Genomic DNA, 22720 nt, shown 5'->3' on the forward strand with positions numbered 1-22720 from the left:
CCAAGCCGCGGCGCGGCCGGCGGCCATTCTGCCCTAATCAGGCCGCTTGCAGAAGCGGCACGAGGCCGCCTTCGCGGTCGAGCTTCGACAGATCGTCGTAACCGCCGACGTGCGTGTCGCCGATATAGATCTGCGGCACCGTGCGGCGCCCCGTGCGCGTCATCATTTCCTCGCGGCGGGCCGGATCGCGATCGATCAGCACCTTTTCGATCTGCTCGACGCCGCGCAGCTTCAGCAGGCGCTCGGCCTGCATGCAATACGGACACACCTGCGTGCTGTACATCAAAACCTTGTTCACTTCGCCACTCCTTGTTTGACGACCGGCATCCCGGCCTGCTGCCAGGCGGCCACGCCGCCCTCGAGCACGTGCACCTCGGCGTAACCGGCCGCCTCGACCTCGCGCGCCGCCTTCTGCGACTGCTGGCCGTTCTGGCAGACGAGCAGCACCGGGGTGCTCTTGTTCTTCGCGACCTGCGCAATTTTCGCGCCGATCTCGCCCGCCGCGATCTGGCGCGCCGACGGCAGGTGGCCGGCGGCGAAATCCGACGCGGCGCGCAGGTCGATCACGACCGCGTTGCGGCGATTGATGAGCTGCGTCGCCTCCGCGGCCGACAGGCCGCCGCGGCCGCGGCGCAAGGCCGGCCACGCCAGCAGGCCGCCGGAAACCAGCAGGATCGCGATAAGGGCCAGGTTCGTGTAATGGGTAAAGAACGTCACGGAATGCCGCCGGAAAAAGAGAAATCGGATGAGGACAATCCCGCCATTATAAAATAACCGCCTTGCGCGATGGCGGGCCCGGTCCGGGTGCCGCGCGACGCGCCCCGCTTCCCTATCACTACCGACCGCAAGATCCATGTACAAACTCGTTCTCATCCGCCACGGCGAATCGACGTGGAACAAGGAAAACCGCTTCACCGGCTGGGTCGACGTCGACCTGACCGAACAGGGTCGCAACGAGGCCTACCAGGCCGGCGAATTGCTCAAGGAGGCCGGCTACACATTCGACATCGCGTACACGTCGGTGCTCAAGCGCGCGATCCGCACGCTGTGGCACGTGCAGGACAAGATGGACCTGATGTACCTGCCGGTCGTCCACTCGTGGCGCCTGAACGAGCGCCACTACGGTGCGCTGTCGGGCCTGAACAAGGCGGAAACGGCCGCGAAGTTCGGCGACGAGCAGGTGCTCGTGTGGCGCCGCAGCTACGACACGCCGCCGCCCGCGCTCGAGCCGACCGACGAGCGCGCGCCGTTCGACGACCCGCGCTACGCGAAGGTGCCGCGCGAGCAACTGCCGCTCACCGAATGCCTGAAGGACACGGTCGCGCGCGTGCTGCCGCTGTGGAACGAGTCGATCGCGCCGGCGGTGCGCGCCGGCAAGCAGGTGCTGATCGCCGCGCACGGCAACTCGCTGCGCGCGCTGATCAAGTACCTCGACGGCATCTCGGACAGCGACATCGTCGGCCTGAACATCCCGAACGGCGTGCCGCTCGTGTATGAACTCGACGAGAACCTGAAGCCGATCAAGCACTATTACCTCGGCGACCAGGACGCGATCGCGCAGGCGCAGGCCGCCGTCGCGAAGCAGGGCAAGGCGGGCTGACGCCCGGCGCGGCGGCCGAGGTGGCCGAGGTGGCGTTCCGGCGCGGCGCGCCGGGCTCCGGCCTCGGCCCGCACGCCGCGCGAACCTTCGCGGCCCTGCCGCGGTCGAAACCGCTTTCGAACCCCGCAGCGCGCCCGGCGGCGCCCCGGCCGGGCCCTCAGCGGCCTTTTCGACGCTTTTCGCGCCGTTCCACTGAGTAATCGGACGAACAGTTATACTTGTCCGCTACATCCCCGCTACCGCCACGCGCTTCCCGACCGCACCAGACTCTCTATGCGAATGAATTTGAAGAACATCGGCCTGATTGCCGCGGGCCTCGCCACGGGCGTGTTCGCCACGCTGCAGGTTTCCGCATCGGCCGAGCAGACCGCCACGGCGCCGCTTCCCCTCGACCAGCTCCGCCTGTTCGCGGAAGTATTCGGGCAGATCAAGCGCGAGTACGTCGAACCGGTCGACGACAAGAAGCTGCTGACGGCCGCGATCAAGGGCATGGTGTCGAGCCTCGATCCGCACTCGTCGTTCCTCGACAAGACCGACTATGACGAGCTGCAGGAGCAGACGAAGGGCCGCTTCGCGGGCCTCGGCATCGAGATCTCGCAGGAAGACGGCCTCGTCAAGGTGATCTCGCCGATCGAGGATACCCCCGCATTCCGCGCCGGCATCCGTCCGGGCGACCTGATCACGCGCATCAACGACAAGCCGGTACGCGGCATGACCCTCGACAAGGCCGTCAAGCAGATGCGCGGCGAGCCGGGCACCAAGGTCACGCTGACGATCTTCCGCAAGAGCGACGACCGCACGTTCCCCGTCACCGTCACGCGCGCGATCATCAAGGTCCAGAGCGTGAAGATGAAGATGCTCGACCCGGGCTACGCGTACATCCGCATCACGAGCTTCCAGGAGCGCACGACGCCCGATCTCGCGCAGAAGCTGCAGGACATCGCGCGCCAGCAGCCGAACCTGAAGGGGCTGATCCTCGACCTGCGCAACAACGGCGGCGGCCTGCTGCAGAGCGCGGTCGGCGTGGCCGGCGCATTCCTGCCGCCCGACTCGGTCGTCGTGTCGACCAACGGCCAGATCCCCGATTCGAAGCAGGTCTACCGCGATACGTACGACAACTATCGCCTGCCGTCCTTCGACGGCGATCCGCTGAAGAACCTGCCGCCCGTCTTCAAGACCGTGCCGATGATCGTGCTGACGAACGCGTATTCGGCGTCCGCATCGGAAATCGTCGCCGGTGCGCTGCAGGATTCGAAGCGCGCGCAGATCATGGGCAAGACGACGTTCGGCAAGGGTTCGGTGCAGACGGTCCGCCCGATGACGGCCGACACCGCGCTGCGCCTGACCACCGCGTACTACTACACGCCGAGCGGCCGTTCGATCCAGAACAAGGGCATCACGCCGGACGTGCCGGTCGATCAGTACGCGGACGGCGATCCGGACGACGTGCTCGTGACGCGCGAGGTCGACTACACGAACCACCTCGCGAACACGCAGGATCCGAACGAGAAGAAGGAACAGGAAGAGCGCGAGCAGCGCCGGCTGGATCAGCTGCGCATTCTCGAGGAGCAGAACGACAAGAAGACGCCGGAGCAGCGCCAGAAGGATCGCGATCGCAAGCCGATCGAGTTCGGCAGCGCCGACGACTTCATGATGCAGCAGGCGCTCAACAAGCTCGAAGGCAAGCCGGTCCAGGAATCGAAGTCGCTGCTCGCCGAGAGCACGACGAAGAGCCCGGCCGCCAAGGCTGCCGCAAGTGCAAAGGCATCGGGCGCGAGCGCCGCGAAGCCGGCTTCCGCACCGAAGCCCGCCTCCGCGCCGAAGTAAGCGCCGGCCGGCATCCAACGGGCCATCGCGGGAAGACCGCGATGGCCCGTTTTTCATGCGCGCCTAAAATAACGAACGTCCGCCCGCCTCGCTCACGATTCCCCATGAACGACGACCAACTCCTTCGCTACTCCCGCCATATCCTCGTCGACGAAATCGGCATCGAGGCGCAGCAGCGCTTTCTCGATGCGCATGCGATCGTCGTCGGCGCGGGCGGCCTCGGCTCGCCCGCCGCGATGTATCTCGCGGCGTCGGGGGTCGGTACGCTCACGCTCGTCGACGCCGATACGGTCGACCTCACGAACCTGCAGCGGCAGATCCTGCACGCGACGGCGTCGGTCGGCCGCAGCAAGGTCGAATCGGGGCGCGACACGCTCGCGCAGCTGAATCCCGAGGTGACGGTGAACGCGGTCGCGGCGCGCGTCGACGATGCGTGGCTCGACGCACACGTGCCGCACGCGAGCGTCGTGCTCGACTGCACCGACAACTTCGCGACGCGGCACGCGATCAACCGCGCATGCGTCGCGCACGGCGTGCCGCTCGTGTCGGGCGCCGCGCTGCGCTTCGACGGCCAGATCAGCACGTTCGACTTCCGCGACGCGGCCGCGCCCTGCTATGCGTGCGTGTTCCCGGAAGACCAGCCGTTCGAGGAAGTCGCGTGCGCGACGATGGGCGTGTTCGCGCCGACCGTCGGGATCATCGGCGCGATGCAGGCGGCCGAGGCGCTGCGCGTGATCGGCGGCATCGGCAAGACGCTCAACGGGCGGCTGATGATGCTCGATTCGCTGCGGATGGAATGGACGACGATGAAAATCGCGCGCCAGGCCGACTGCCCCGTGTGCGGGGGCCGGCACTGACGCGCGACGGGCATGCGCCGGACCGCGCATGCGTAACACTTCTCTACAGTTAGCGGCGACGAAAACGCCTATGCGGCCGCATCCGCCCGCGGCTCGGCGACCGACAGCCGCTGCAGCGCCGCCTGCACTTCTTCCGGCTCGAACGCGGCCAGCACGTCGGCCGTCGGCTTTTCGAGCGCCTTCAGGTGCGCACGCAGGATCTCCTGCTTCACGACGAGCAGCTGGCTCGGGTGCATCGAGAACTCGGTGAGCCCCATCCCGAGCAACAGGCGCGTGAGCGCCGGGTCGCCCGCCATCTCCCCGCACACCGACACCGACACGCCCGCGCGCTTCGCTTCGCGCAACGTGTACGCGATCAGGTGCAGCACGGCCGGATGCAGCGGGTCGTACAGGTGCGCGACCGCGTTGTCGGCGCGATCGATCGCGAGCGTGTACTGGATCAGGTCGTTCGTGCCGATCGACAGGAAATCGAAGCGCTTCAGGAACAGCGGCAGCGCGATCGCCGCGGCCGGAATCTCGATCATCGCGCCGAGACGCACGTTCGGATCGTACGCGAGCCCCGCGTCGTCGAGCTGGCGCTTCGCCTCGCGGATCAGGTCGAGCGTCTGGTCGATCTCCTGCGCGTGCGCGAGCATCGGGATCAGGATCTTCACCTGGCCGAACGCGGACGCGCGCAGGATCGCGCGCAACTGCGTGAGGAACATCTGCGGCTCGGACAGGCTCCAGCGGATCGCGCGCAGCCCGAGCGCCGGGTTCGGCGCCGTTTCGTAGCCTTCGTCGAGCGCCTCGAGCGGTTTATCGGCGCCGACGTCGATCGTGCGGATCGTCACCGGCATGCCCTTCATCCACTCGACGGCCCGCTTGTACGCGGCGAACTGCTCCTCCTCTTCCGGCATCTCCTTCTGATGCATGAACAGGAACTCGGAGCGGAACAGCCCGACGCCGACCGCGCCGGCCTCGACGGCCGCCTTCGCGTCGTCGGGCAGTTCGATGTTCGCGTACAGGTCGATCTTCGTGCCGCACAACGTTTGCGTCGGCGAGAACTTCAGGCGCTGCAGCTTGCGTTGCTCCAGCAGCTTCTCGGACTGGCGGTACGAGTATTCCTCGAGAACGATCGGCGCCGGATCGACGATCACGATGCCCTGGTCGCCATCGACGATGATCAGGTCGTCCTGGCGGATCAGCGCGCTCGCATGCTGGACGCCGACCGCGGCCGGAATGCCGAGGCTGCGCGCGACGATCGCCGTGTGCGACGTGCGGCCGCCGAGATCGGTGACGAACGCCTGGAACGACTGCGTCTTGAACTGCATCATGTCGGCCGGCGCGATGTCGTGCGCGACCACGATCATCTCGTTGGTGCCGTTCCGGGCCGCGCCGTCGAGCGCCTGCGATGCGGACGGCGCGCCGGCAAGCGCCTTCAGCACGCGCTCGACCACCTGCTCGATGTCGGCCTTGCGCTCGCGCAGATATTCGTCCTCGATGTCGTCGAAATGGCGCGTGAGCAGTTCGAGCTGCTCGGTCAGCGCCCATTCGACGTTGTAGCGGCGCGTGCGGATCAGGTCGATGGTTTCCTGCACGAGCATCTCGTCGCTCAGGATCATCGTGTGGACGTCGATGAATGCGCCGACTTCGCTCGGGGTGTCGTCGGTCAGGTCGGCGCGCAGCGCTTCGAGCTCGCGACGCACGACGTCGAGCGCGGTGCGGAATCGCTCCACCTCGGCGTCGGTCTGGTTGGCCTCGATCAGGTAATGGGCGACGTCGAGCGCCGCCGGCGCGATCAGGTACGCTCGCCCGATCGCGATACCTCGTGAGACGGGAATGCCATGCAGCGTGAAGGACACGCGCACCTCCTCTGTACAAGTAAAGCCGCGGCACACTGCTGCGATGCGCTTATGACCCCGGTTAGCGATTATAAATTCCGCGACTCCCTGCTGACTGCATGCAGCGCAGCATTGCGCATTTCGCATCAATGCTTCCGACGAAAAAAATGCCGCGACATCCGCGGCATTCTGGCTGGAAACGGCAACGATCCCGCGTCGCGATCACTGGCCTTCGCCGAACTTGTCGGCGATCAGCTTCAGCAGCGCGTCCATCGCTTCCCGCTCGTCGGGCCCTTCGGTCTCGATCGTCACGGTGCTGCCGATGCCGGCCGCCAGCATCATCACGCCCATGATGCTCTTCGCATTGATCTTGCGCCCGTTGCGTGTCATCCAGACTTCCGACTGGAAGTTGCCGGCCAGTTGCGTAAGCTTGGCCGATGCGCGCGCATGCAGCCCCAATTTATTGACGATGGTGGTTTCTTGTTGAAGCATGATTCTCGGTCGGGTCGGTCGGGACCGCCGGCGGCGCGCGCAGGCGGGTCGGTCTAAAACGAAAAACGCCAGGCTCAGTGCGATTCGGTGCGCGGCTGCGGTTCGGGCGGAATCGGCGCGCACTGGCCGCAGCCGGTTTCGCTCGGCGGCGGCGGCGTGCCGGACGACACCTCGTGGACGCCCTTCGCGCCGCCGGACAGCGCCTTGTCGACCAGCTTGTCGAGCGGCACGGTGCGGTAGCAGACGGCCCGCACGAGCATCGGCAGGTTCACGCCGGCCAGCACGCGCACGTTGTCGAGCTTCGCGAGCTGGCCCGCGATGTTCGCGGGCGTCGCGCCGTACATGTCGGTCAGCACGACCACGCCGTTCTCTTCGCGCAGCCGCGCGAGTTCCGCGTGCGCGAACGCCATCACCTGGGCCGGATCGCTGTCGGCCATCACGTCGATGCAGCCGATGCGGGCGGGCACGCCGCCGTAGATGTGCGCGATGCAGTCCCGCAGCGCGGTGGCGAGCGGAGCGTGCGCGATGATGAGGATCCCGGCCATGTCAGATCGCTCCCGGCCGCCCCTGGCGGGCCGATACCCCGCGGCGGGGCAATGAGCGTAGCGAGTATGGGGAACGTTTCATGTTCAGCCTTGCAACAGTGTCGGCCCGACCGCCGGGCCTTCGGTGCGCCGATCACGGCACCGGGCAAGCGGGCATTGTAGCAGGCCGGTCAAGCTGCTCCGGCGACGGGGGACCTGCGCGGCCGCCGCCGGGGTTGTGCGGGAGGCGGCCTACGCGGCCGCACGCTCCAGCGCGTCGATGAACATCGCGGCGACGTCGAAGCCCGTCTGCTCCATGATCTCGCGGAAACACGTCGGGCTCGTGACGTTGACCTCGGTCAGCCAGTCGCCGATCGCGTCGAGCCCGACCAGCAGCAGCCCGCGCGACGCGAGCACGGGCCCCAGCGTGTCGGCGATCTCGCGATCGCGCGGTGTGAGCGGCTGCGCGACGCCGAGCCCGCCCGCGGCGAGATTGCCGCGCACCTCGCTGCCCTGCGGAATACGCGCGAGCGAATACGGCACCGGCTCGCCGCCGATCAGCAGGATGCGCTTGTCGCCCGCCTTGATCTCGGGAATGAACTTCTGCGCCATCACCGAGCGCGTGCCGTCGTGGCTCAGCATCTCGACGATCGAGCCGAGGTTCATGCCGTCCGGCTTCACGCGGAACACGCCCATCCCGCCCATCCCGTCGAGCGGCTTCAGGATCACGTCGCCGTGCTCGGCGTGGAACGCGCGCAGACGCTTCGCGTCGCGCGTGACGAGCGTCGGCGCGACGAACTGCGGAAACTCGCCGATCGCGAGCTTCTCCGAATGATCGCGGATCGACTGCGCCTTGTTGAACACGCGCGCGCCGGCGCGCTCGGCCAGCTCGAGCAGCCACGTCGACGTCACGTACTCCATGTCGAACGGCGGATCCTTGCGCATCAGCACCGCGCCGAACGATTCGAGGCGGCGCGCGTCGACCGCGCCCGCGTCGAACCAGGTGTCGCGATGCAGATCGTCCAGTTCGCCGACGAACGCGATGCGCCGCACGTCGGCCTCGACCGCCGAGCCCGTCCACGCGAGGTGGCGCGGTTCGCACGCGTACACCGCATGCCCGCGCCGAGCGGCCTCCGCCATCATCGCGTAGGTCGAATCCTTGTAGATCTTGAAACGCTCGAGCGGGTCGGCGATAAAAAGAATGTCCATGCGGGTCCTGTACGTAGCGAAGGTCCGTTACACCTGGATCGCTTCGGGGTCGGTCTTTTCCAGTTCGATCGACGACGCGATCAGCGACAGCCGCGCGACCACGCCGTACATGTAGAAACGGTTCGGCGGCGCGGCGCCCGGCTTGGCGCCGGCATCCGGCAGCGCGGTGTGCTCGAAGCCGAGCGGCACGTAGTGCATGCCGGGCGCGTTCAGGTTCTGGTCGCGCTCGCGGCCGCCGTGCGTGCGGTAGAAGCCGCCGACCACATAGCGGTCGATCATGTACACGACCGGCTCGGCCACTTCGTCGCCGACGCGCTCGAACGTGTAGACGCCTTCCTGCACGATCACGTCGCGCACCGCGAGGCCGGCCTTCGATTCGGCCATCTGCGCGCGCTCGGCCTTCGTCATGCGGCCGATCTCGGCCGCGTCGTGCACGGTCATCACGCCGCGGCCCGCGGTGCCCGCGTCGGCCTTCACGACGACGTACGGCTTCTCGCTGATCCCGTATTCGCGATACTTGCGCGCGATCTTCTTCAGCACGCCGTCGATCGCGTCGGCGAGCGCCTGCTCGCCTTCATGCGCCTGCCAGTCGACGCCTTCGACGTGCGCGAAATACGGATTCACCATCCACGGATCGACGCCGACCATCTTCGCGAACTTCTTCGCGACGTCGTCGTAGCACGCGAAGTGCGTCGACTTGCGGCGCACGGCCCAGCCCGCGTGCAGCGGCGGCAGCAGATATTGCTCGTGCAGGTTTTCCAGCACGGCCGGGATGCCGGCCGACAGGTCGTTGTTCAGCAGGATCGAGCACGGATCGAAATTCTTCAGGCCGAGGCGGCGCTGCGAACGCTCGAGCGGTTCGAGCACGATCTTCTGGCCGTCGGCCAGCGTGATCGGCGTCATGTCGGTGATGCTGGGGTCGAGCGAGCCGAAGCGCACGTGCAGGCCGGCCTGGCGCATGATCGTCGCGAGCCGTGCGACGTTTTCCAGGTAGAACGCGTTGCGGGTCGGCAGCTCGGGAATCACGAGCAGATTCTTCGCGTCCGGGCAGATCTTCTCGATCGCGGCCATCGCGGCCTGCACGGCGAGCGGCAGCACTTCGGACGGCAGATTGTTGAACGCGCCGGGAAACAGGTTCGCGTCGACGGGCGCCAGCTTGAAGCCGGCATTGCGCAGGTCCACCGAACAATAGAACGGCGGGGTGTGTTCCTGCCATTCGAGCCTGAACCAGCGTTCGATCGCAGGCGTCGCGTCGAGGATCTTCTGCTCGAGTTCGAGCAGCGGACCGTTCAACGCGGTAACGAGGTGGGGAACCATGAATCACTCGCGAGCGGGAGAATGAAGATTGTAGAGCAATTGCCTTGCCCATTTGGGGATTGTTCCCGGCTTCGCAAGGATATCGAGGAAGTTTTCGGCTATTGACCCGATAGAGTGAAGGGTTATCCGCTACGGCAGTGGGTGACAGGAGAAAAAAAGCCCGCCGGGTGGGCGGGCCGAAGTCGCTGCGCTCATTCGGGGCGGGCGCCGTCTGCGCGGCGGCCCGCCGTTGATTCGTGTGACTTATTCCACGTGTTCGCCGTGCAGGATCACGTCGAGACCTTCGCGCTCTTCCTCTTCGGTCACGCGCAGGCCCATCGTCAGGTCGATCAGCTTCAGCAGCACGAAGCTCAGCACGCCGCTGTAGACCAGCGTGATCAGCACGCCCTTCGCCTGCAGCAGCAGGCTGCCGTCGAAGCCGCCGATGTCCTTGACCGCGAATACGCCCGTCAGCAGCGCGCCGAGAATCCCGCCCACGCCATGCACGCCGAACGCGTCGAGCGAATCGTCGTAGCCGAGCTTCGACTTGAGCCAGGTCGCCGACCAGAAGCAGATCACACCCGCCGCGATGCCGATCACGAGCGCGCCCGCCACGCCGACGAAGCCGGCTGCCGGCGTGATCGCCACGAGACCCGCGACCGCGCCCGACACGATGCCGAGCACCGAAGGCTTACCCTTGGCGATCCACTCGGCGAACATCCAGCCGAGCGCCGCGCAGGCGGTGGCGACTTGCGTCGTCAGCATCGCGAAGCCGGCACGGCCGTCGGCCGCGACCGCGGAACCCGCGTTGAAGCCGAACCAGCCGACCCACAGCATCGAGCCGCCGATCATCGTCAGCACCAGGTTGTGCGGCGCCATCGATTCGCGGCCGTAGCCGACGCGCTTGCCGAGCACGAGGCACGACACGAGGCCCGCGATACCGGCGTTAATGTGCACCACCGTGCCGCCCGCGAAGTCGAGCACGCCGTCGGCCGACAGCCAGCCGGTCGGCTCCCACACCATGTGCGCGATCGGCACATAGACGATCAGCGACCAGAGCGTCATGAACACGAGCATCGCCGAGAACTTCATGCGATCCGCGAACGCGCCGCAGATCAGCGCCGGCGTGATGATCGCGAACGTCATCTGATAGACGAAGTAGACCGATTCCGGAATCGTCGACGCGAGGTGGCTGACGGTCAGCGTGGTTGCCTTGTCGCCCTTGATGTAGTTCATGCCGTGCAGGAACACGCGCGACAGGCCGCCGATGAAGCCGTTGCCCGGCGTGAACGCGAGGCTGTAGCCGACCACCGTCCACAGCACCGTGATCACCGCGGTGATCGCGAAGCTCTGCATCACGGTCGCGAGCACGTTCTTCTTGCGGACCATGCCCGCGTAGAACAGCGCGAGGCCGGGGATCGTCATGAACAGCACGAGCGCGGTGGACGTCAGCATCCACGCGGTGTCGCCCGCGCTGATCTTCGACGAATCGACCGAGAACGGGGCCGTCGGCGCGGCCGGTGCAGCCGGCGCGGACGCGGCGGCGGCAGCCGATGCGTCGGCCGCGCCCGAAGCCGGTGCGGCGGCGGTGGCGGATGCTTCGGCAGCCGGCGCCGAAGCGGCCGGTGCGGCGGCGGCCGATGCGTCGGAAGCAGCGGCGGCGGGCGCCGAAGCAGCCGCGGCGGACGCCGCGTCGTCCGCGAGCGCGGAACCGACGCCGGCCGCGATCAGCGAGCCGGCCATCAGCAGGGACATCAGAAGTTTGCGCATCTTGGGTTTCCTCTTGTCGCTTGTCTTGTCTGTTCTGTTACAGCGCGTCCGCGCCTGTCTCCCCGGTGCGAATCCGGATCACTTGTTCGATCGGCGTGACGAAGATCTTGCCGTCGCCGATCTTGCCCGTGCGCGCGGCCCGCTCGATCGCTTCCACCGCCTGGTCCACGAGATCGTCGGACACGGCCGCCTCGATCTTCATCTTCGGCAGGAAATCGACCACGTATTCGGCGCCGCGGTACAGCTCGGTATGCCCCTTCTGGCGCCCGAACCCTTTCACCTCCGTCACCGTGATGCCCGAGACGCCAAGCGCCGACAGCGCTTCGCGCGTCTCATCGAGCTTGAACGGCTTGATGATTGCGGTAATGAGTTTCATGAAGTCCTCTCGCTGGGTTGTCCCGTCGAATAGAGTTGGAATGTTGTGACGGACTCTTCTCAGCAACTCGCATGCCATGTTTGCCCGAACACCGTCTCGAAGGGCTCCGGAACGGGGTCATATCTTGCGGTGTAAGGCGCCAGAGCCCGGCCGAATGGCCAACATCGGCCGGTTTGCTGGCGCGGCGAAAGGATCGTTGCTAGAGTGCACGCACGTCCCGGATCGCCGGGCCATTCACCCATGCGGGCGCCATGCCCGGAATTTGCGCCCCGCGCGCACCATTTCCGGTCATGCGTGCATCATGGGCACGTACGCAACTGAAGATGCACATTTTTTGTGCAAGGAAGGGGAATCACATGAAGCAACCCAGCGACGTTTTCAACGATCTGCAGTCGCGCGTCAGCGATTTGCTGAAAAACTCGCCGGCCAAGGATGTCGAGCGCAACGTGAAGGCCATGCTGTCGCAAGGCTTCTCGAAGCTCGACCTCGTCACGCGCGAGGAATTCGACACCCAGGCACAGGTGCTCGCCCGCACCCGCGTGCGCCTCGAGGAACTCGAAAAGCGCGTCGCGGAACTCGAGCAGAAGCTCGCCGCCCCGCAGGCCTGACGTCCACCCGGCAGCAAGGTCCGGGCGCGGGGCCGCCTCGTGCGGCCCGCGCCCGCCACCTTCCTCCGCTCTTCGTCGTCCGTCGTTCTTCGCAGCACCCTCCGCTCTTCGCAGTCCATCGCTCTTCGCAGTCCATCGCAGTTCGTCGTTCGCAACACCTCGTTCTTTCCCCGCGCCACGCCGGCAAGCGCGCACCGATTTCTCCGATTCCCGCGGCATGCGGCCCCGAACGGCCGTCGCCGCCTGTCATGCAGGAGCCTCGCCATGTCGCTCGCCGTGGTGCGCAGTCGCGCGCCCGCCTCCGGCCGCGCGCCGGACGTCACCGTCGAAGTCCATCTCGCCAACGGGTTGCCGTCGTTCTCGATCGTCGGCCTGCCCGATCTCGAAGTCCGCGAAAGCCGCGAGCGCGTACGCGCCGCGCTGCAGAACTGCGGATTCGAATTCCCGGTGCGCCGCATCACAGTCAATCTGGCGCCCGCCGACCTGCCGAAGGAATCCGGCCGCTTCGACCTGCCCATCGCGCTCGGCATCCTCGCCGCGAACGGCCAGATCCCCGCCGACGCGCTGGCCGGCCGCGAATTCGCGGGCGAGCTGTCGCTGACCGGCGCGCTGCGGCCGATGCGCGGCGCGTTCGCGATGGCGTGCGGCGTCGCGCGGGACTGGCGGGCGGACACATCCGGCGCGGGCCTGGATGCCGGCGCACCGCGCGATTCCGTCGCGATATCGCGTCCGCCCGAGCTGTACCTGCCGCTCGACAGCGCCGCCGAGGCTGCGCTCGTACCGGGCGTGACCGTATTCGGTGCGCGCGACCTGCCGGCGCTGTGCGCGCACCTCGCCGATGCGCCGGACGGCCGGCTCGCGCCGGTCGCGGCGCCCTGTCTCGACGGCCTGCCAACGCCCGCCGCACCTGATCTCGCGGACGTCGTCGGCCAGCGCGGCGCGCGGCGCGCGCTGGAAGTCGCCGCCGCGGGCGGCCATCACATGCTGATGGTCGGCCCGCCCGGGGCCGGCAAGTCGATGCTGGCCGCGCGCCTCGCCGGGCTATTGCCGCCGCTGACCGACGACGAGGCGCTGACCTCGGCCGCGCTGCTGTCCGCGAGCCGGCTCGGCTTCTCGCCCGCGCAGTGGCGCCGCCGGCCGTTCCGCTCGCCGCATCACTCGTCGAGCGCCGCCGCGCTCGTTGGCGGCCGCAATCCGCCGCAGCCGGGCGAAATCACGCTCGCGCACCTCGGCGTGCTGTTTCTCGACGAGCTGCCGGAATTCGACCGGCACGTGCTGGAAATGCTGCGCGAGCCGCTCGAAGCCGGCCGCATCACGATCTCGCGCGCGGCCCAGCAGGCCGACTTCCCCGCCGCGTGCCAGCTGATCGCCGCGATGAACCCGTGCCCGTGCGGCTGGCACGGCGATCCGTCCGGCCGCTGCCGCTGCTCGCCGGACGTGGCCGCCCGCTATCTGCGCAAGCTGTCGGGGCCGCTGCTCGACCGCATCGACATCCAGATCGACCTGCCCGCGCTGTCGCCGGCCGAACTCGCGTCGCGCGCGACGGCGCCCGGCGAGCCGAGCGCGGCGGTGGCCGCCCGGGTCGCGCAGGCGCGCGCGCTGCAGCTCGAGCGGCAGGGCAAGACGAATCACATGCTGAGCGGCCGCGAAACCGACGACCTGTGCCGGCCGACCGACGAAGGCGAGCGGTTGCTGCGCGAGGCCGGCGAGCGCTTCGGCTGGTCGGCGCGGGCGTATTTCCGCGTGCTGAAAGTCGCGCGGACGATCGCCGACCTGGCCGGCGACCCGCTGCCGACGGCCGCGCAGATCGCCGAGGCGATCCGCTACCGGCGCGCGCTGACGGCGCTGTGAGCGCGCTGCGAGGACAAAATCAGGCTGTCAAGACTTGACTTATGCACAATTCCGCGAATCCGGCCCCGGGTCGCGGCTTCCCGCGGCCTTTGCCGGACGGAATTTGTATCCCGTTGTTTTGATTGATTTTTCTCAAACGGCACACGAGCGACCAAACGGGCCGGAAGGCCGTCCGGCGCGGCTGCGCGGGCAATACGCAGTACTTTTCAACAAAGTTATCCACATGCGCTGTGGATAGTCGAAAAACCTTCGCAAAATCCGGCGATTAGCGTCGAAAGCTGCGAATGAACTTTCAGTTGTCACGGCGTGTCTGAGCGCCCTCGCCGGCCGTCGTCAATCGAGTTTGAACGAGCCGAAAAACTGGTCGAGCTGCTCCTGCGCGAGCGGGCCGTCGGCGATCACGACAGCCTGGTACGCGTGCCGGCCGCGCGCGGCGAGCCGCGCGACGATCGTCTTGCGCGCGCGATCGCCGCCGGCGGCCGCGCCCGCGATGCGGAGCTCGAGCCCGTTCACCGCGCCGCCGGCGGCGAACGGCACCGGCACCGATGCCGTCTGCGGCGCGCCTTCGAGGTTGCGCGACAGTCCCGCGCGCAGGAATTCGAGCGCCGTGCGCCGCGTGTCGTCGCGGTCGTCGGGCAACGTCAGCGTGCCGACCGCGAATACCGCGCCGTCGACGTGCGCGGCCTGCATCCGCATCGGCATCGACGTACCGCCGAGCGCCACCGGTTGCTCCTCGACGGTCGGCTTCGCCGGCAGATCGATCGTATAGCCGGCGTCGTTGTGCAGCGTGCGCCAGTCGTACGACGGCGAGCACGCGGCCAGCGCCGCGCTCACGCAGGCCAGCGCGGCGAAGTGCCGCAGCGGGCGAAAAAGGGGGCGCAACGAATCGGTGACTTCCTTCGGCATGGCGTGGATCGCGGCAGGCAAAACGCGCATTATCCGCCGAACCTGAAATCGGGGATGCGCGGCGGCGGCCGATGCATACGCCGCATTCGCGCTAAAATGAGCGCCGAATTTCGACGTCGATTTCGACGTCCTTTGCATCGATCCGCGTCATCGACTCCGAGAGCACCAGATGAACACCACGCCTCCCGCCCGCCGCAGCACTGGCCCCGTCCGCTACCTCGTCGCGGCCGCCGTCGTCGCGGCGATCGCCGTCGCCGGCTTCTTCGCGTTCAACGGCAAGTCCAGCGTGCCGGACGCGACCTTCACGCTGCTGTCGGGCCAGAAAGTCTCGACCGCCGGCGACCTGAAGGGCAAGGTCTATCTCGTGAACTTCTGGGCGACGAGCTGCGCGACCTGCATGCAGGAAATGCCGCAGATGGTCGATACCTACAATCGCTTCAAGGGGCAGGGGCTCGAATTCGTCGCGGTCGCGATGAACTACGATCCGCCGATGTACGTCGCGAACTACGCGCAGACGCGCCAGTTGCCGTTCAAGGTCGCGCTCGACGACGGCAGCGTCGCGAAGCAGTTCGGCAACGTGCAGCTCACGCCGACGACCTTCGTCGTCGACAAGGACGGCAAGATCCTGAAGCGCTACGTCGGCGCGCCGCAATTCGCGGAACTCGACGCGCTGCTCAAGAAGGCGCTCGACGGCAACGCGGCCTGAGCGCCGCCGGATCCCGCTAGAAGGGCCGCACGCCGCGCCCTGCTCCGCGAAACGGACCGCACTGCGGTCCGTTTGCTTTTCAGCGCTCGGTTTCGCCTTTCGCCGACAGCCCGTAGCGCTTCATCTTCTCGTACAGCGTCGCCTTGCCCACATGCAGTCGGTCGGCCGTCGCCGCGACCGCGCCGCCCGTCTGGTTCAGCGCCTCGGCGATCACCGCGCGCTCGAACTGCTCGATGCGCTCCTTCAGCGTCTGGTCGTTGTCGGCGTCGTCGCCCGCGCCCGTTTCCTGCGGCATGTCGGCCACGCCGAGCACGAAGCGGTCGGCCGCGTTGCGCAGCTCGCGCACGTTGCCCGGCCAGTCGCGCTGCATCAGGCTCGCGCGCTGCCGGTCGGTCAGCACCGGCGCGGGCCGCCCGTAGCGCACGGCCGCATCGAGCATGAAATGCTCGAACAGCGGCACGATGTCCTCGCGGCGCTCGGCGAGCGGCGGCAGCGCGATCGTCACGACGTTGAGCCGGTACAGCAGGTCGCGCCGGAACGTGCCGGCCGCGACGAGCTCGCTCATGTCGCCTTTCGCGGCCGCGACCACGCGGCAGTTCACGCGGATCGGCTGGTTCGAGCCGAGCCGCTCGAGCACGCCGTCCTGCAGCACGCGCAGCAGCTTCACCTGCAGCGCGAGCGGCATGCTTTCGATTTCGTCGAGGAACAGCGTGCCGCCGGACGCGTATTCGAGCTTGCCGACGCGCCGCTTCGCGGCCCCGGTGAACGCACCGGGCTCGTAGCCGAACATCTCCGATTCGAACATCGGCTCGGGCAGCGCGCCGCAATTCACCGCGATGAACGGCTTGTCGTGGCGCGGCGACAGCTCGTGCAGGCTGCGCGCGATCAGCTCCTTGCCGGCGCCCGTGTCGCCGTTGATCAGCACCGACGCGTCGGTCGGCGCGACGTTCGCGATCAATTTTCGCACCTGCTCGATCGCGGGGCTGCGGCCGATGATGCGCGGCGCGACGACGTTCTGTCCGGCCAGCTCGCGCCGCAGCGCGTGGTTCTCGAGCACGAGCTCGCGGCGCTCGAGCGCGCGGCGCACCGTCTCGATCAGGCGCTCCGCCGCGAACGGCTTTTCGATGAAGTCGTACGCGCCGTCCCGCATCGCCTGCACGGCCATCGAGATGTCGCCGTGCCCGGTGACGAGGATCACCGGCACGTCCGGCACGCGCTCGCGGCACTGGGCGAGCACGTCGAGCCCGCTCGCGCCGGGCAGCCGGATGTCGCTGACGATCGCGCCGGCGGTCTCCGCGACGATCGCCTTCTCGGCCGCCTCGGCCGATTCGAACCCGGCGACGTCGAAGCCCGCCAGTTGAAGGCTCTGCACGCTCGCCCGGCGCACGAGCGCATCGTCTTCGATATAGATCACTTGCAGCCGGTTGGCCATCTTGGTCACTTGCTCCTGACAGACCGCGGCGCGCGCGGCTCTCGTTGATGCCGGTCGTTCGCCGACCGGGCCTGCTCACGCTAGTGCGAGCCCGCCGGCTCGGACACGGAGTCCGGATGATGCGTGCGGGCGCGTCGCAGCGTCAAGACGAACAGCGCGCCGCCCGACGGGGCGTTGCGTGCGGTCAGCGCGCCGCCCGCGTCGCTCGCGATCGACGACGAGATCGCGAGGCCGAGCCCGAGCCCGCGCCCCATTTCCTTGGTCGTGAAGAACGGCTCGAACAGGCGCGGCAGCAGATCGGGCGCGATGCCGGAGCCGTTGTCGCGCACCTCGACCGCGAGCGTCGCGACCGACACCGCGATCGTCACCTCGATGGCCGGCGCCGCGACGCCGGCCACCGCGTCGAGCGCGTTGCCGAGCAGGTTGATCAGCACCTGTTCGAGGCGCAGGTCCTCGCAGCGCGCGACGAGTTCCGGATAGTCTCGCGCCAGATCGAGCGGCGCGTCCAGCGCGGGCGAGACGGTCGCGTCCTGCAGCGTCAGCGTGAGCGCGACGCCGCGCAGGCGTTCGTCGAGCAGCGACAGCACGCTGCGCAGCGCACGCACGACGAGCGCCTGCTCGTTGCGCGGCTTCGCGCGGCCGACGAACAGCTTCAGCTGGTTCGTGATCTTGCCCATCCGTTCGGTGAGCGCGGCGATCGCCTCGAGATTCTCGCGCGCGGCCGCCTGCTCGCCGCGATCGAGCAGCACGCGCGTGTTGTCGGAGAAGCTGCGCAGCGCCGCGAGCGGCTGGTTCAGTTCATGCGTGATGCCGGCCGCCATCTGGCCGAGCGCGGCGAGCTTGCTCGCCTGGATCAGTTCGTCGTGCGCGGCGCGCAGCTCCTGCTCCGCGCGGATCCGGTCGCCGACCTCCTTCTGCAACTGCTCGTTCGCTTCAGACAAATCGGCCGTACGCTCCTCGACGCGCCGGTTCAGCTCCGCGTACGCCTGTTGCAGCAGCGCGCGGCCGCGGATCATCTCGCGCACGCGGGCACGGCGCATCCGCCAGTAGAACGCGAGCAGCGCAACCGACACGAAGCCGAAGCCGGTGACGATCGTCGCGTTGCGCGCATCGGCATCGATCGGCGCGATCGGCGCGAGCGTGACGAGCTGCCAGTCGGGCTCGCCGATCCGCCGCTTGCTGGCGAGAAAGCGCGGCGCGCGCCGGCCGGCGCCCAGGCGCACGATTTCCGCATCGGCGCCGAGCGTCTGCTCGACGCGCAGCGGCAGCGGCGTGACCGGTTGCCGCGCGTACTGGCGTGTTTCGTAGATCGACGCGGCGACCGGGCCCGTGAGCGGGCGCAGCGTGTGGTACTTCCACGCGGGCACGGACGACAGGAACACGACGCCGTGATCGTCCACGACGACGAGCGGCTCGGACGCATCGGCGCCCTGGAACCATTCGAGGTTGAGCTTCACGACGACGACGCCCGCGATCTTGCCGTCGTGCCACACGGGTTGCGAGATGTAGTAGCCAGGATCGCGCGAGATCGTGCCGATCCCGAAGAAGCGGCCGACCCGGCCATTCATCGCATCGAGGAAATACGGGCGGAACCGGTATTCGATCCCGACGAAGCTGTCGGGCGCGCGCCAGTTGCTGGCGGCGACGCACAGGCCGTCCGCGCCGATCACGTAGGTGACGGTCGCGTGCGCGTGCTCGTTGAGGTCTTCGAGATAGCGGTTGACGCGGGCGGTGTAGTCGCCGCGCTTCGGCTCGGCGAGCAGATCCTGCACGTACGGATGGCTGCCGAGCAGATAAGGCAGCGATTCGTAGCGGTCGAGCGTGCTCTTGAGCGCGTTGGTGGTGCGGTCGACGCGCACCGCGGCATTGCGCTGCAGTTCGGCGACGCCGCGCTGCCAGGTGACCGTCCACGTGAGCGCGCACGCCGCGACCAGCGCGGCGGCGAGCACGACGAGGATGAGCAGGCGGCGCGTCACGGTCGAGGCTTCCTGGCGATGCGGATCGCCTATTGTGTCATAGGCCTGCTCGTCGATGCCCCGGCCGCCGCGGGTCGCACGGCCGGCCGGCCGTGCCGCCGCCTGCTCGCTCATCGGGTCAGACGCCGGCCGTCTTCTCGGTCGGCGCGACTTCGCCGCCGCCCTTCAGCGCCTGGCGCAGCTTGTTGCGGTCGAGCTCCTTCTCCCATGCCGACACGACGACGGTCGCCACGCCGTTGCCGACGATGTTGGTCAGCGCACGGCATTCGCTCATGAAGCGGTCGATGCCGAGGATCAGCACCATGCCCGACAGCGGGATCGTCGGCACGACGGCCAGCGTCGCGGCGAGCGTGATGAAGCCCGCGCCGGTCACGCCGCTCGCGCCCTTCGACGTGAGCATCGCGACGGCCAGCAGCGTGAGCTGCTGCATCCACGTCAGCTCGATGTTGGTCGCCTGCGCGATGAACAGCACGGCCATCGTCATGTAGATGTTGGTGCCGTCGAGGTTGAACGAATAGCCGGTCGGCACGACGAGGCCGACGACCGAACGCGAGCAGCCGGCCTTCTCGAGCTTTTCCATCAGCTGCGGCAGCGCGGCTTCCGACGAGCTCGTGCCGAGCACGATCAGCAGTTCTTCCTTGATGTACGACACGAAGCGGATGATCGAGAAGCCGGTGAAGCGCGCGATCGCGCCGAGCACGACCAGCACGAACACGACCGACGTCAGATAGAACGTGCCGATCAGCTTGAGCAGCGGCACCAGCGAGCCGACGCCGTACTTGCCGATCGTGAACGCCATCGCGCCGAACGCGCCGATCGGGGCCAGCTTCGTGACGATGTGCACGATGCCGAACAGCACGCGCGTCAAGCCGTCGATGAAGTCGGTCACGACCTTGCCGCGCTCACCGAGGTGCGCGAGCACGCTGCCGAACAGCAGCGCGATCAGCAGGATCTGCAGGATTTCACCCTGCGCGAACGCATCGACCATCGTGTTCGGGATGATGTGCATCAGGAAGTCGACCGTCGACTGCCCGTGCGCCTTCGCCGCATACGACGCGACGGCCTTGCCGTCGAGCGTCGCCGGATCGATGTTGAAGCCGACGCCCGGGCGCAGCAGGTGCGTGGCCGCGAGGCCGAGCAGCAGCGCGAAGGTCGACACGATCTCGAAATACAGCAGCGCCTTGCCGCCGACGCGGCCGACCTTCTTCATGTCCTCCATGCCGGCGATGCCGGTGACGACCGTACAGAAGATGATCGGCCCGATCACCATCTTGATCAGCTTGATGAAGCCGTCGCCGAGCGGCTTCATGTCGGTGGCGATCGACGGGTAGAAGTGGCCGAGGATCACGCCGACGATGATGGCGAAAATCACCTGCACATAGAGCACTTTGTAGAAGGGTTTCTTCTTCACGATGGTTCCTGCTGAAGTAGATGAGCCGTGGAAACGGCGTCACGCGCGCAGGCGAATGTCTCAGGGGAAAGGCATTCGCCCGCGCGGCTGCCGTGCCGCAACAAGCGATGCCTCAGGACGTCCGGAGGGGGAGGAAGGCAGCGGTCATCGGTTGTCTCCTTGCTTGCTGTAGTAGTTCGGCCGGGGGGACGGCCGTGCGTTTTATATCGCAAGGTCGATGCCAGGTTTCCGGAACCCCTCAAGCCGTTGTTTTCATTGTATTTCTCATAATGCGGCAGGCAAGGAAATCCGGGATTCCGGATTTCCGGAAAATATCCGTCCGGCGATCCGGACGGACGCATCGTTTCATCGGACGAATCAGTGCTGCACGGCCCGGCTGGCCAGCACGCCCGTCTGCGCGTAGAACTCCTGCTGCGCGAACGCATCGCGCTCGCGGCGGGCGCGCTCGCCGCGATCCGCGAGCGAGCCGACCACGATCCCCACGAACGCGAGCGGCACCGACACGAGCGCCGGGTTGTCGAGGAAGACCGCCGCATGCGCGTGGTGCAGCACGTCGACCCACACCGACTTCGACAGCACCGTGAGCGCGACCGCCGACACGAGGCCGAGGCCGCCGCCGAGCACCGCGCCGCGCGTGGTCATTCCGCGCCAGAAGATCGACATCGCGAGCACCGGGAAATTGGCGCTCGCGGCCACCGCCGCGACGAGCCCGACCATGAACGCGACGTTCACGTGCTCGAACAGGATCGACAGCGCGATCGCGACGGCCGACAGCCCGATCGTCGCGGCGCGCGAGATGCGCATCTCGAGCCGTTCGTCGGGCTTGCCGCGCGCCCACATCTGCGCATACAGGTCGTGCGAGATCGTCGTCGCGCCGGCGAGCGTCAGGCCCGCGACCACCGCGAGGATCGTCGCGAACGTGACCGCCGCGATGAAACCGTAGAACCAGTTGCCGCCCACCGCCTGCGCGAGCTTCACCGCGACCATGTTCGAGCCGCCGAGCAGGTCGTGCGTCAGGTTGAACGTGCCGTTCGCGCCGAGCCGGAAGAATTCCGGATGCTGCGCGAGCAGCACGATCGCCGAGAAGCCGATCACGAAGGTCAGCAGGTAGAAGTAGCCGATGAAGCCGGTCGCGTAGAGCACCGACTTGCGCGCCTCCTTCGCGTTCGGCACCGTGAAGAAACGCATCAGGATGTGCGGGAAGCCGGCCGTGCCGAACATCAGCGCGATGCCGAGCGACAGCGCGTTGGCCGGATCGCGGATCAGCTTGCCGGGCCCCATGATCGACAGCGCGCCCGGATGCACGGCCACCGCGCGGCGGAACATCGCGTCGATGCTGAAGCCGAATTCGCCGAGCGCGAGCCATGCGAGCAGCGTCGCGCCGGCGAGCAGCAGCACGGCCTTGATCACCTGCACCCAGGTGGTCGCGGTCATCCCGCCGAAGAACACGTAGACGACCATCAGCACGCCGACGATCAGCTCGGCCGTGCCGTACGACAGCCCGAACAGCAGCTGGATCAGCTTGCCCGCGCCGACCATCTGCACGACGAGGTACAGCACGACGATCGTCAGCGCGTTCGCCGAGGTCAGCAGCCGGATCGGCCGCTGCGCGAAGCGGTACGCGACGACGTCGACGAACGTGAACTTGCCGAGGTTGCGCAGCGGTTCGGCGATCAGGAACATCACGAACGGCCAGCCGACCAGGAAGCCGATCGAGTAGATCAACCCGTCGAAGCCGAACATGAACACCATGCCGGACAGCCCGAGGAACGACGCGGCCGACATGTAGTCGCCGGCGATCGCAAGCCCGTTCTGCAGCCCGGTGATGCCGCCGCCGGCCGTGTAGAAGTCGCGCGTCGAGCGCGTGCGACGCGCGGCCCAGCGGGTGAGCGCGAGCGTCGCGAACACGAACGCGAAGAACATCCCGATCGCGACCGGGTTCAGCTCGACCTTGTCGGGCATCGGGCCGGCGACGCCGGTCGCATGGGCGGTGGAGGAAACGACGGAAACGAGGATGCCCAGCGCGCCGGGCGCGCTCGAAATGAATCGCATGTCGGGC

At 67.7% G+C, this 22720-nt stretch carries 20 protein-coding genes; 6 read left to right on the forward strand and 14 right to left on the reverse strand.

Features of this window, described 5'->3' with window-relative positions:
• Positions 1-37: 37 nt before the first annotated feature.
• Positions 38-298: a glutaredoxin 3 gene (gene grxC, locus CFB81_RS14720; protein ID WP_006477722.1), complete on the reverse strand. Its 261-nt coding sequence runs from the start codon at positions 296-298 to the stop codon at positions 38-40.
• Positions 295-717 carry a rhodanese-like domain-containing protein gene (locus CFB81_RS14725; protein ID WP_069620238.1) on the reverse strand — a complete coding sequence of 141 codons (423 nt, stop codon included), beginning with the start codon at positions 715-717 and terminating at the stop codon, positions 295-297. Before CFB81_RS14725 ends, grxC begins: the two co-directional genes overlap by 4 nt.
• Positions 718-853: 136 nt before the next feature.
• Here CFB81_RS14725 and gpmA point away from each other — a divergent pair, with 136 nt between their 5' ends.
• From gpmA to CFB81_RS14740, 3 genes are all read left to right on the forward strand, one after another.
• Positions 854-1600: a 2,3-diphosphoglycerate-dependent phosphoglycerate mutase gene (gene gpmA / locus CFB81_RS14730; RefSeq protein WP_089435675.1), complete on the forward strand. Its 747-nt coding sequence runs from the start codon at positions 854-856 to the stop codon at positions 1598-1600.
• 273 nt (positions 1601-1873) lie between these two features.
• Positions 1874-3427, forward strand: coding sequence for a S41 family peptidase (locus CFB81_RS14735; protein WP_069620236.1), 1554 nt, complete (start codon positions 1874-1876; stop codon positions 3425-3427).
• Positions 3428-3531: 104 nt separating this feature from the next.
• The gene (locus tag CFB81_RS14740) at positions 3532-4284 is read left to right on the forward strand and encodes a molybdopterin-synthase adenylyltransferase MoeB (protein ID WP_069620235.1); all 753 of its coding nucleotides are present in this window, start codon (positions 3532-3534) and stop codon (positions 4282-4284) included.
• 68 nt (positions 4285-4352) lie between these two features.
• On the opposite strand, the gene ptsP is transcribed toward CFB81_RS14740, so the two are convergent.
• The 7 genes from ptsP to CFB81_RS14775 all read right to left on the reverse strand — a co-directional run bounded on the left by ptsP (position 4353) and on the right by CFB81_RS14775 (position 11771).
• Positions 4353-6125: a phosphoenolpyruvate--protein phosphotransferase gene (gene ptsP, locus CFB81_RS14745; protein ID WP_069620234.1), complete on the reverse strand. Its 1773-nt coding sequence runs from the start codon at positions 6123-6125 to the stop codon at positions 4353-4355.
• Positions 6126-6326: 201 nt separating this feature from the next.
• Entirely contained in the window at positions 6327-6596 is a 270-nt protein-coding gene (locus tag CFB81_RS14750) for an HPr family phosphocarrier protein (RefSeq protein WP_006477716.1), read from the reverse strand.
• Positions 6597-6670: 74 nt separating this feature from the next.
• Complete coding sequence (locus CFB81_RS14755; protein ID WP_069620233.1) at positions 6671-7141, reverse strand: PTS sugar transporter subunit IIA; 471 nt, start codon at positions 7139-7141, stop codon at positions 6671-6673.
• Positions 7142-7372: 231 nt separating this feature from the next.
• Positions 7373-8329 (reverse strand): glutathione synthase, encoded by a 957-nt coding sequence (gene gshB / locus CFB81_RS14760; RefSeq protein ID WP_089435676.1) that lies wholly within the window; start codon positions 8327-8329, stop codon positions 7373-7375.
• 27 nt (positions 8330-8356) lie between these two features.
• On the reverse strand, positions 8357-9646 hold the full coding sequence (gshA, locus tag CFB81_RS14765) for a glutamate--cysteine ligase (protein WP_069620231.1): 1290 nt from the start codon (positions 9644-9646) through the stop codon (positions 8357-8359).
• Positions 9647-9889: 243 nt separating this feature from the next.
• Positions 9890-11395: an ammonium transporter gene (locus tag CFB81_RS14770; RefSeq protein ID WP_089435677.1), complete on the reverse strand. Its 1506-nt coding sequence runs from the start codon at positions 11393-11395 to the stop codon at positions 9890-9892.
• A gap of 37 nt (positions 11396-11432) precedes the next feature.
• A complete protein-coding gene (locus CFB81_RS14775) occupies positions 11433-11771 on the reverse strand; it encodes a P-II family nitrogen regulator (RefSeq protein ID WP_006398175.1) in 339 nt (112 codons plus the stop codon).
• 356 nt (positions 11772-12127) lie between these two features.
• Between CFB81_RS14775 and CFB81_RS14780 the strand changes: the two genes are divergently transcribed.
• The gene (locus tag CFB81_RS14780; protein ID WP_006489451.1) at positions 12128-12379 is read left to right on the forward strand and encodes an accessory factor UbiK family protein; all 252 of its coding nucleotides are present in this window, start codon (positions 12128-12130) and stop codon (positions 12377-12379) included.
• Positions 12380-12643: 264 nt separating this feature from the next.
• Positions 12644-14230 (forward strand): YifB family Mg chelatase-like AAA ATPase, encoded by a 1587-nt coding sequence (locus CFB81_RS14785; RefSeq protein ID WP_089435678.1) that lies wholly within the window; start codon positions 12644-12646, stop codon positions 14228-14230.
• A 333-nt stretch (positions 14231-14563) separates the two neighbouring features.
• Here CFB81_RS14785 and CFB81_RS14790 read toward each other — a convergent pair whose 3' ends face one another.
• Positions 14564-15136, reverse strand: coding sequence for a hypothetical protein (locus tag CFB81_RS14790; protein WP_089435852.1), 573 nt, complete (start codon positions 15134-15136; stop codon positions 14564-14566).
• A gap of 169 nt (positions 15137-15305) precedes the next feature.
• Here CFB81_RS14790 and CFB81_RS14795 point away from each other — a divergent pair, with 169 nt between their 5' ends.
• Positions 15306-15842 (forward strand): peroxiredoxin, encoded by a 537-nt coding sequence (locus CFB81_RS14795; protein ID WP_069620227.1) that lies wholly within the window; start codon positions 15306-15308, stop codon positions 15840-15842.
• A 79-nt stretch (positions 15843-15921) separates the two neighbouring features.
• Here CFB81_RS14795 and CFB81_RS14800 read toward each other — a convergent pair whose 3' ends face one another.
• From CFB81_RS14800 to CFB81_RS14815, 4 genes are all read right to left on the reverse strand, one after another.
• Positions 15922-17274: a sigma-54 dependent transcriptional regulator gene (locus tag CFB81_RS14800; RefSeq protein WP_069620226.1), complete on the reverse strand. Its 1353-nt coding sequence runs from the start codon at positions 17272-17274 to the stop codon at positions 15922-15924.
• An 80-nt stretch (positions 17275-17354) separates the two neighbouring features.
• Positions 17355-19364, reverse strand: a complete 2010-nt coding sequence (locus CFB81_RS14805) for an ATP-binding protein (RefSeq protein WP_069620225.1) — start codon at positions 19362-19364, stop codon at positions 17355-17357.
• A gap of 4 nt (positions 19365-19368) precedes the next feature.
• Entirely contained in the window at positions 19369-20661 is a 1293-nt protein-coding gene (locus tag CFB81_RS14810) for a dicarboxylate/amino acid:cation symporter (RefSeq protein WP_069620224.1), read from the reverse strand.
• 357 nt (positions 20662-21018) lie between these two features.
• Positions 21019-22713, reverse strand: a complete 1695-nt coding sequence (locus CFB81_RS14815; RefSeq protein WP_069620223.1) for a cation acetate symporter — start codon at positions 22711-22713, stop codon at positions 21019-21021.
• Positions 22714-22720 lie beyond the last annotated feature (7 nt).

Source organism: Burkholderia sp. AU28863, assembly GCF_002223195.1.
GTDB classification, from domain to species: domain Bacteria; phylum Pseudomonadota; class Gammaproteobacteria; order Burkholderiales; family Burkholderiaceae; genus Burkholderia; species Burkholderia sola.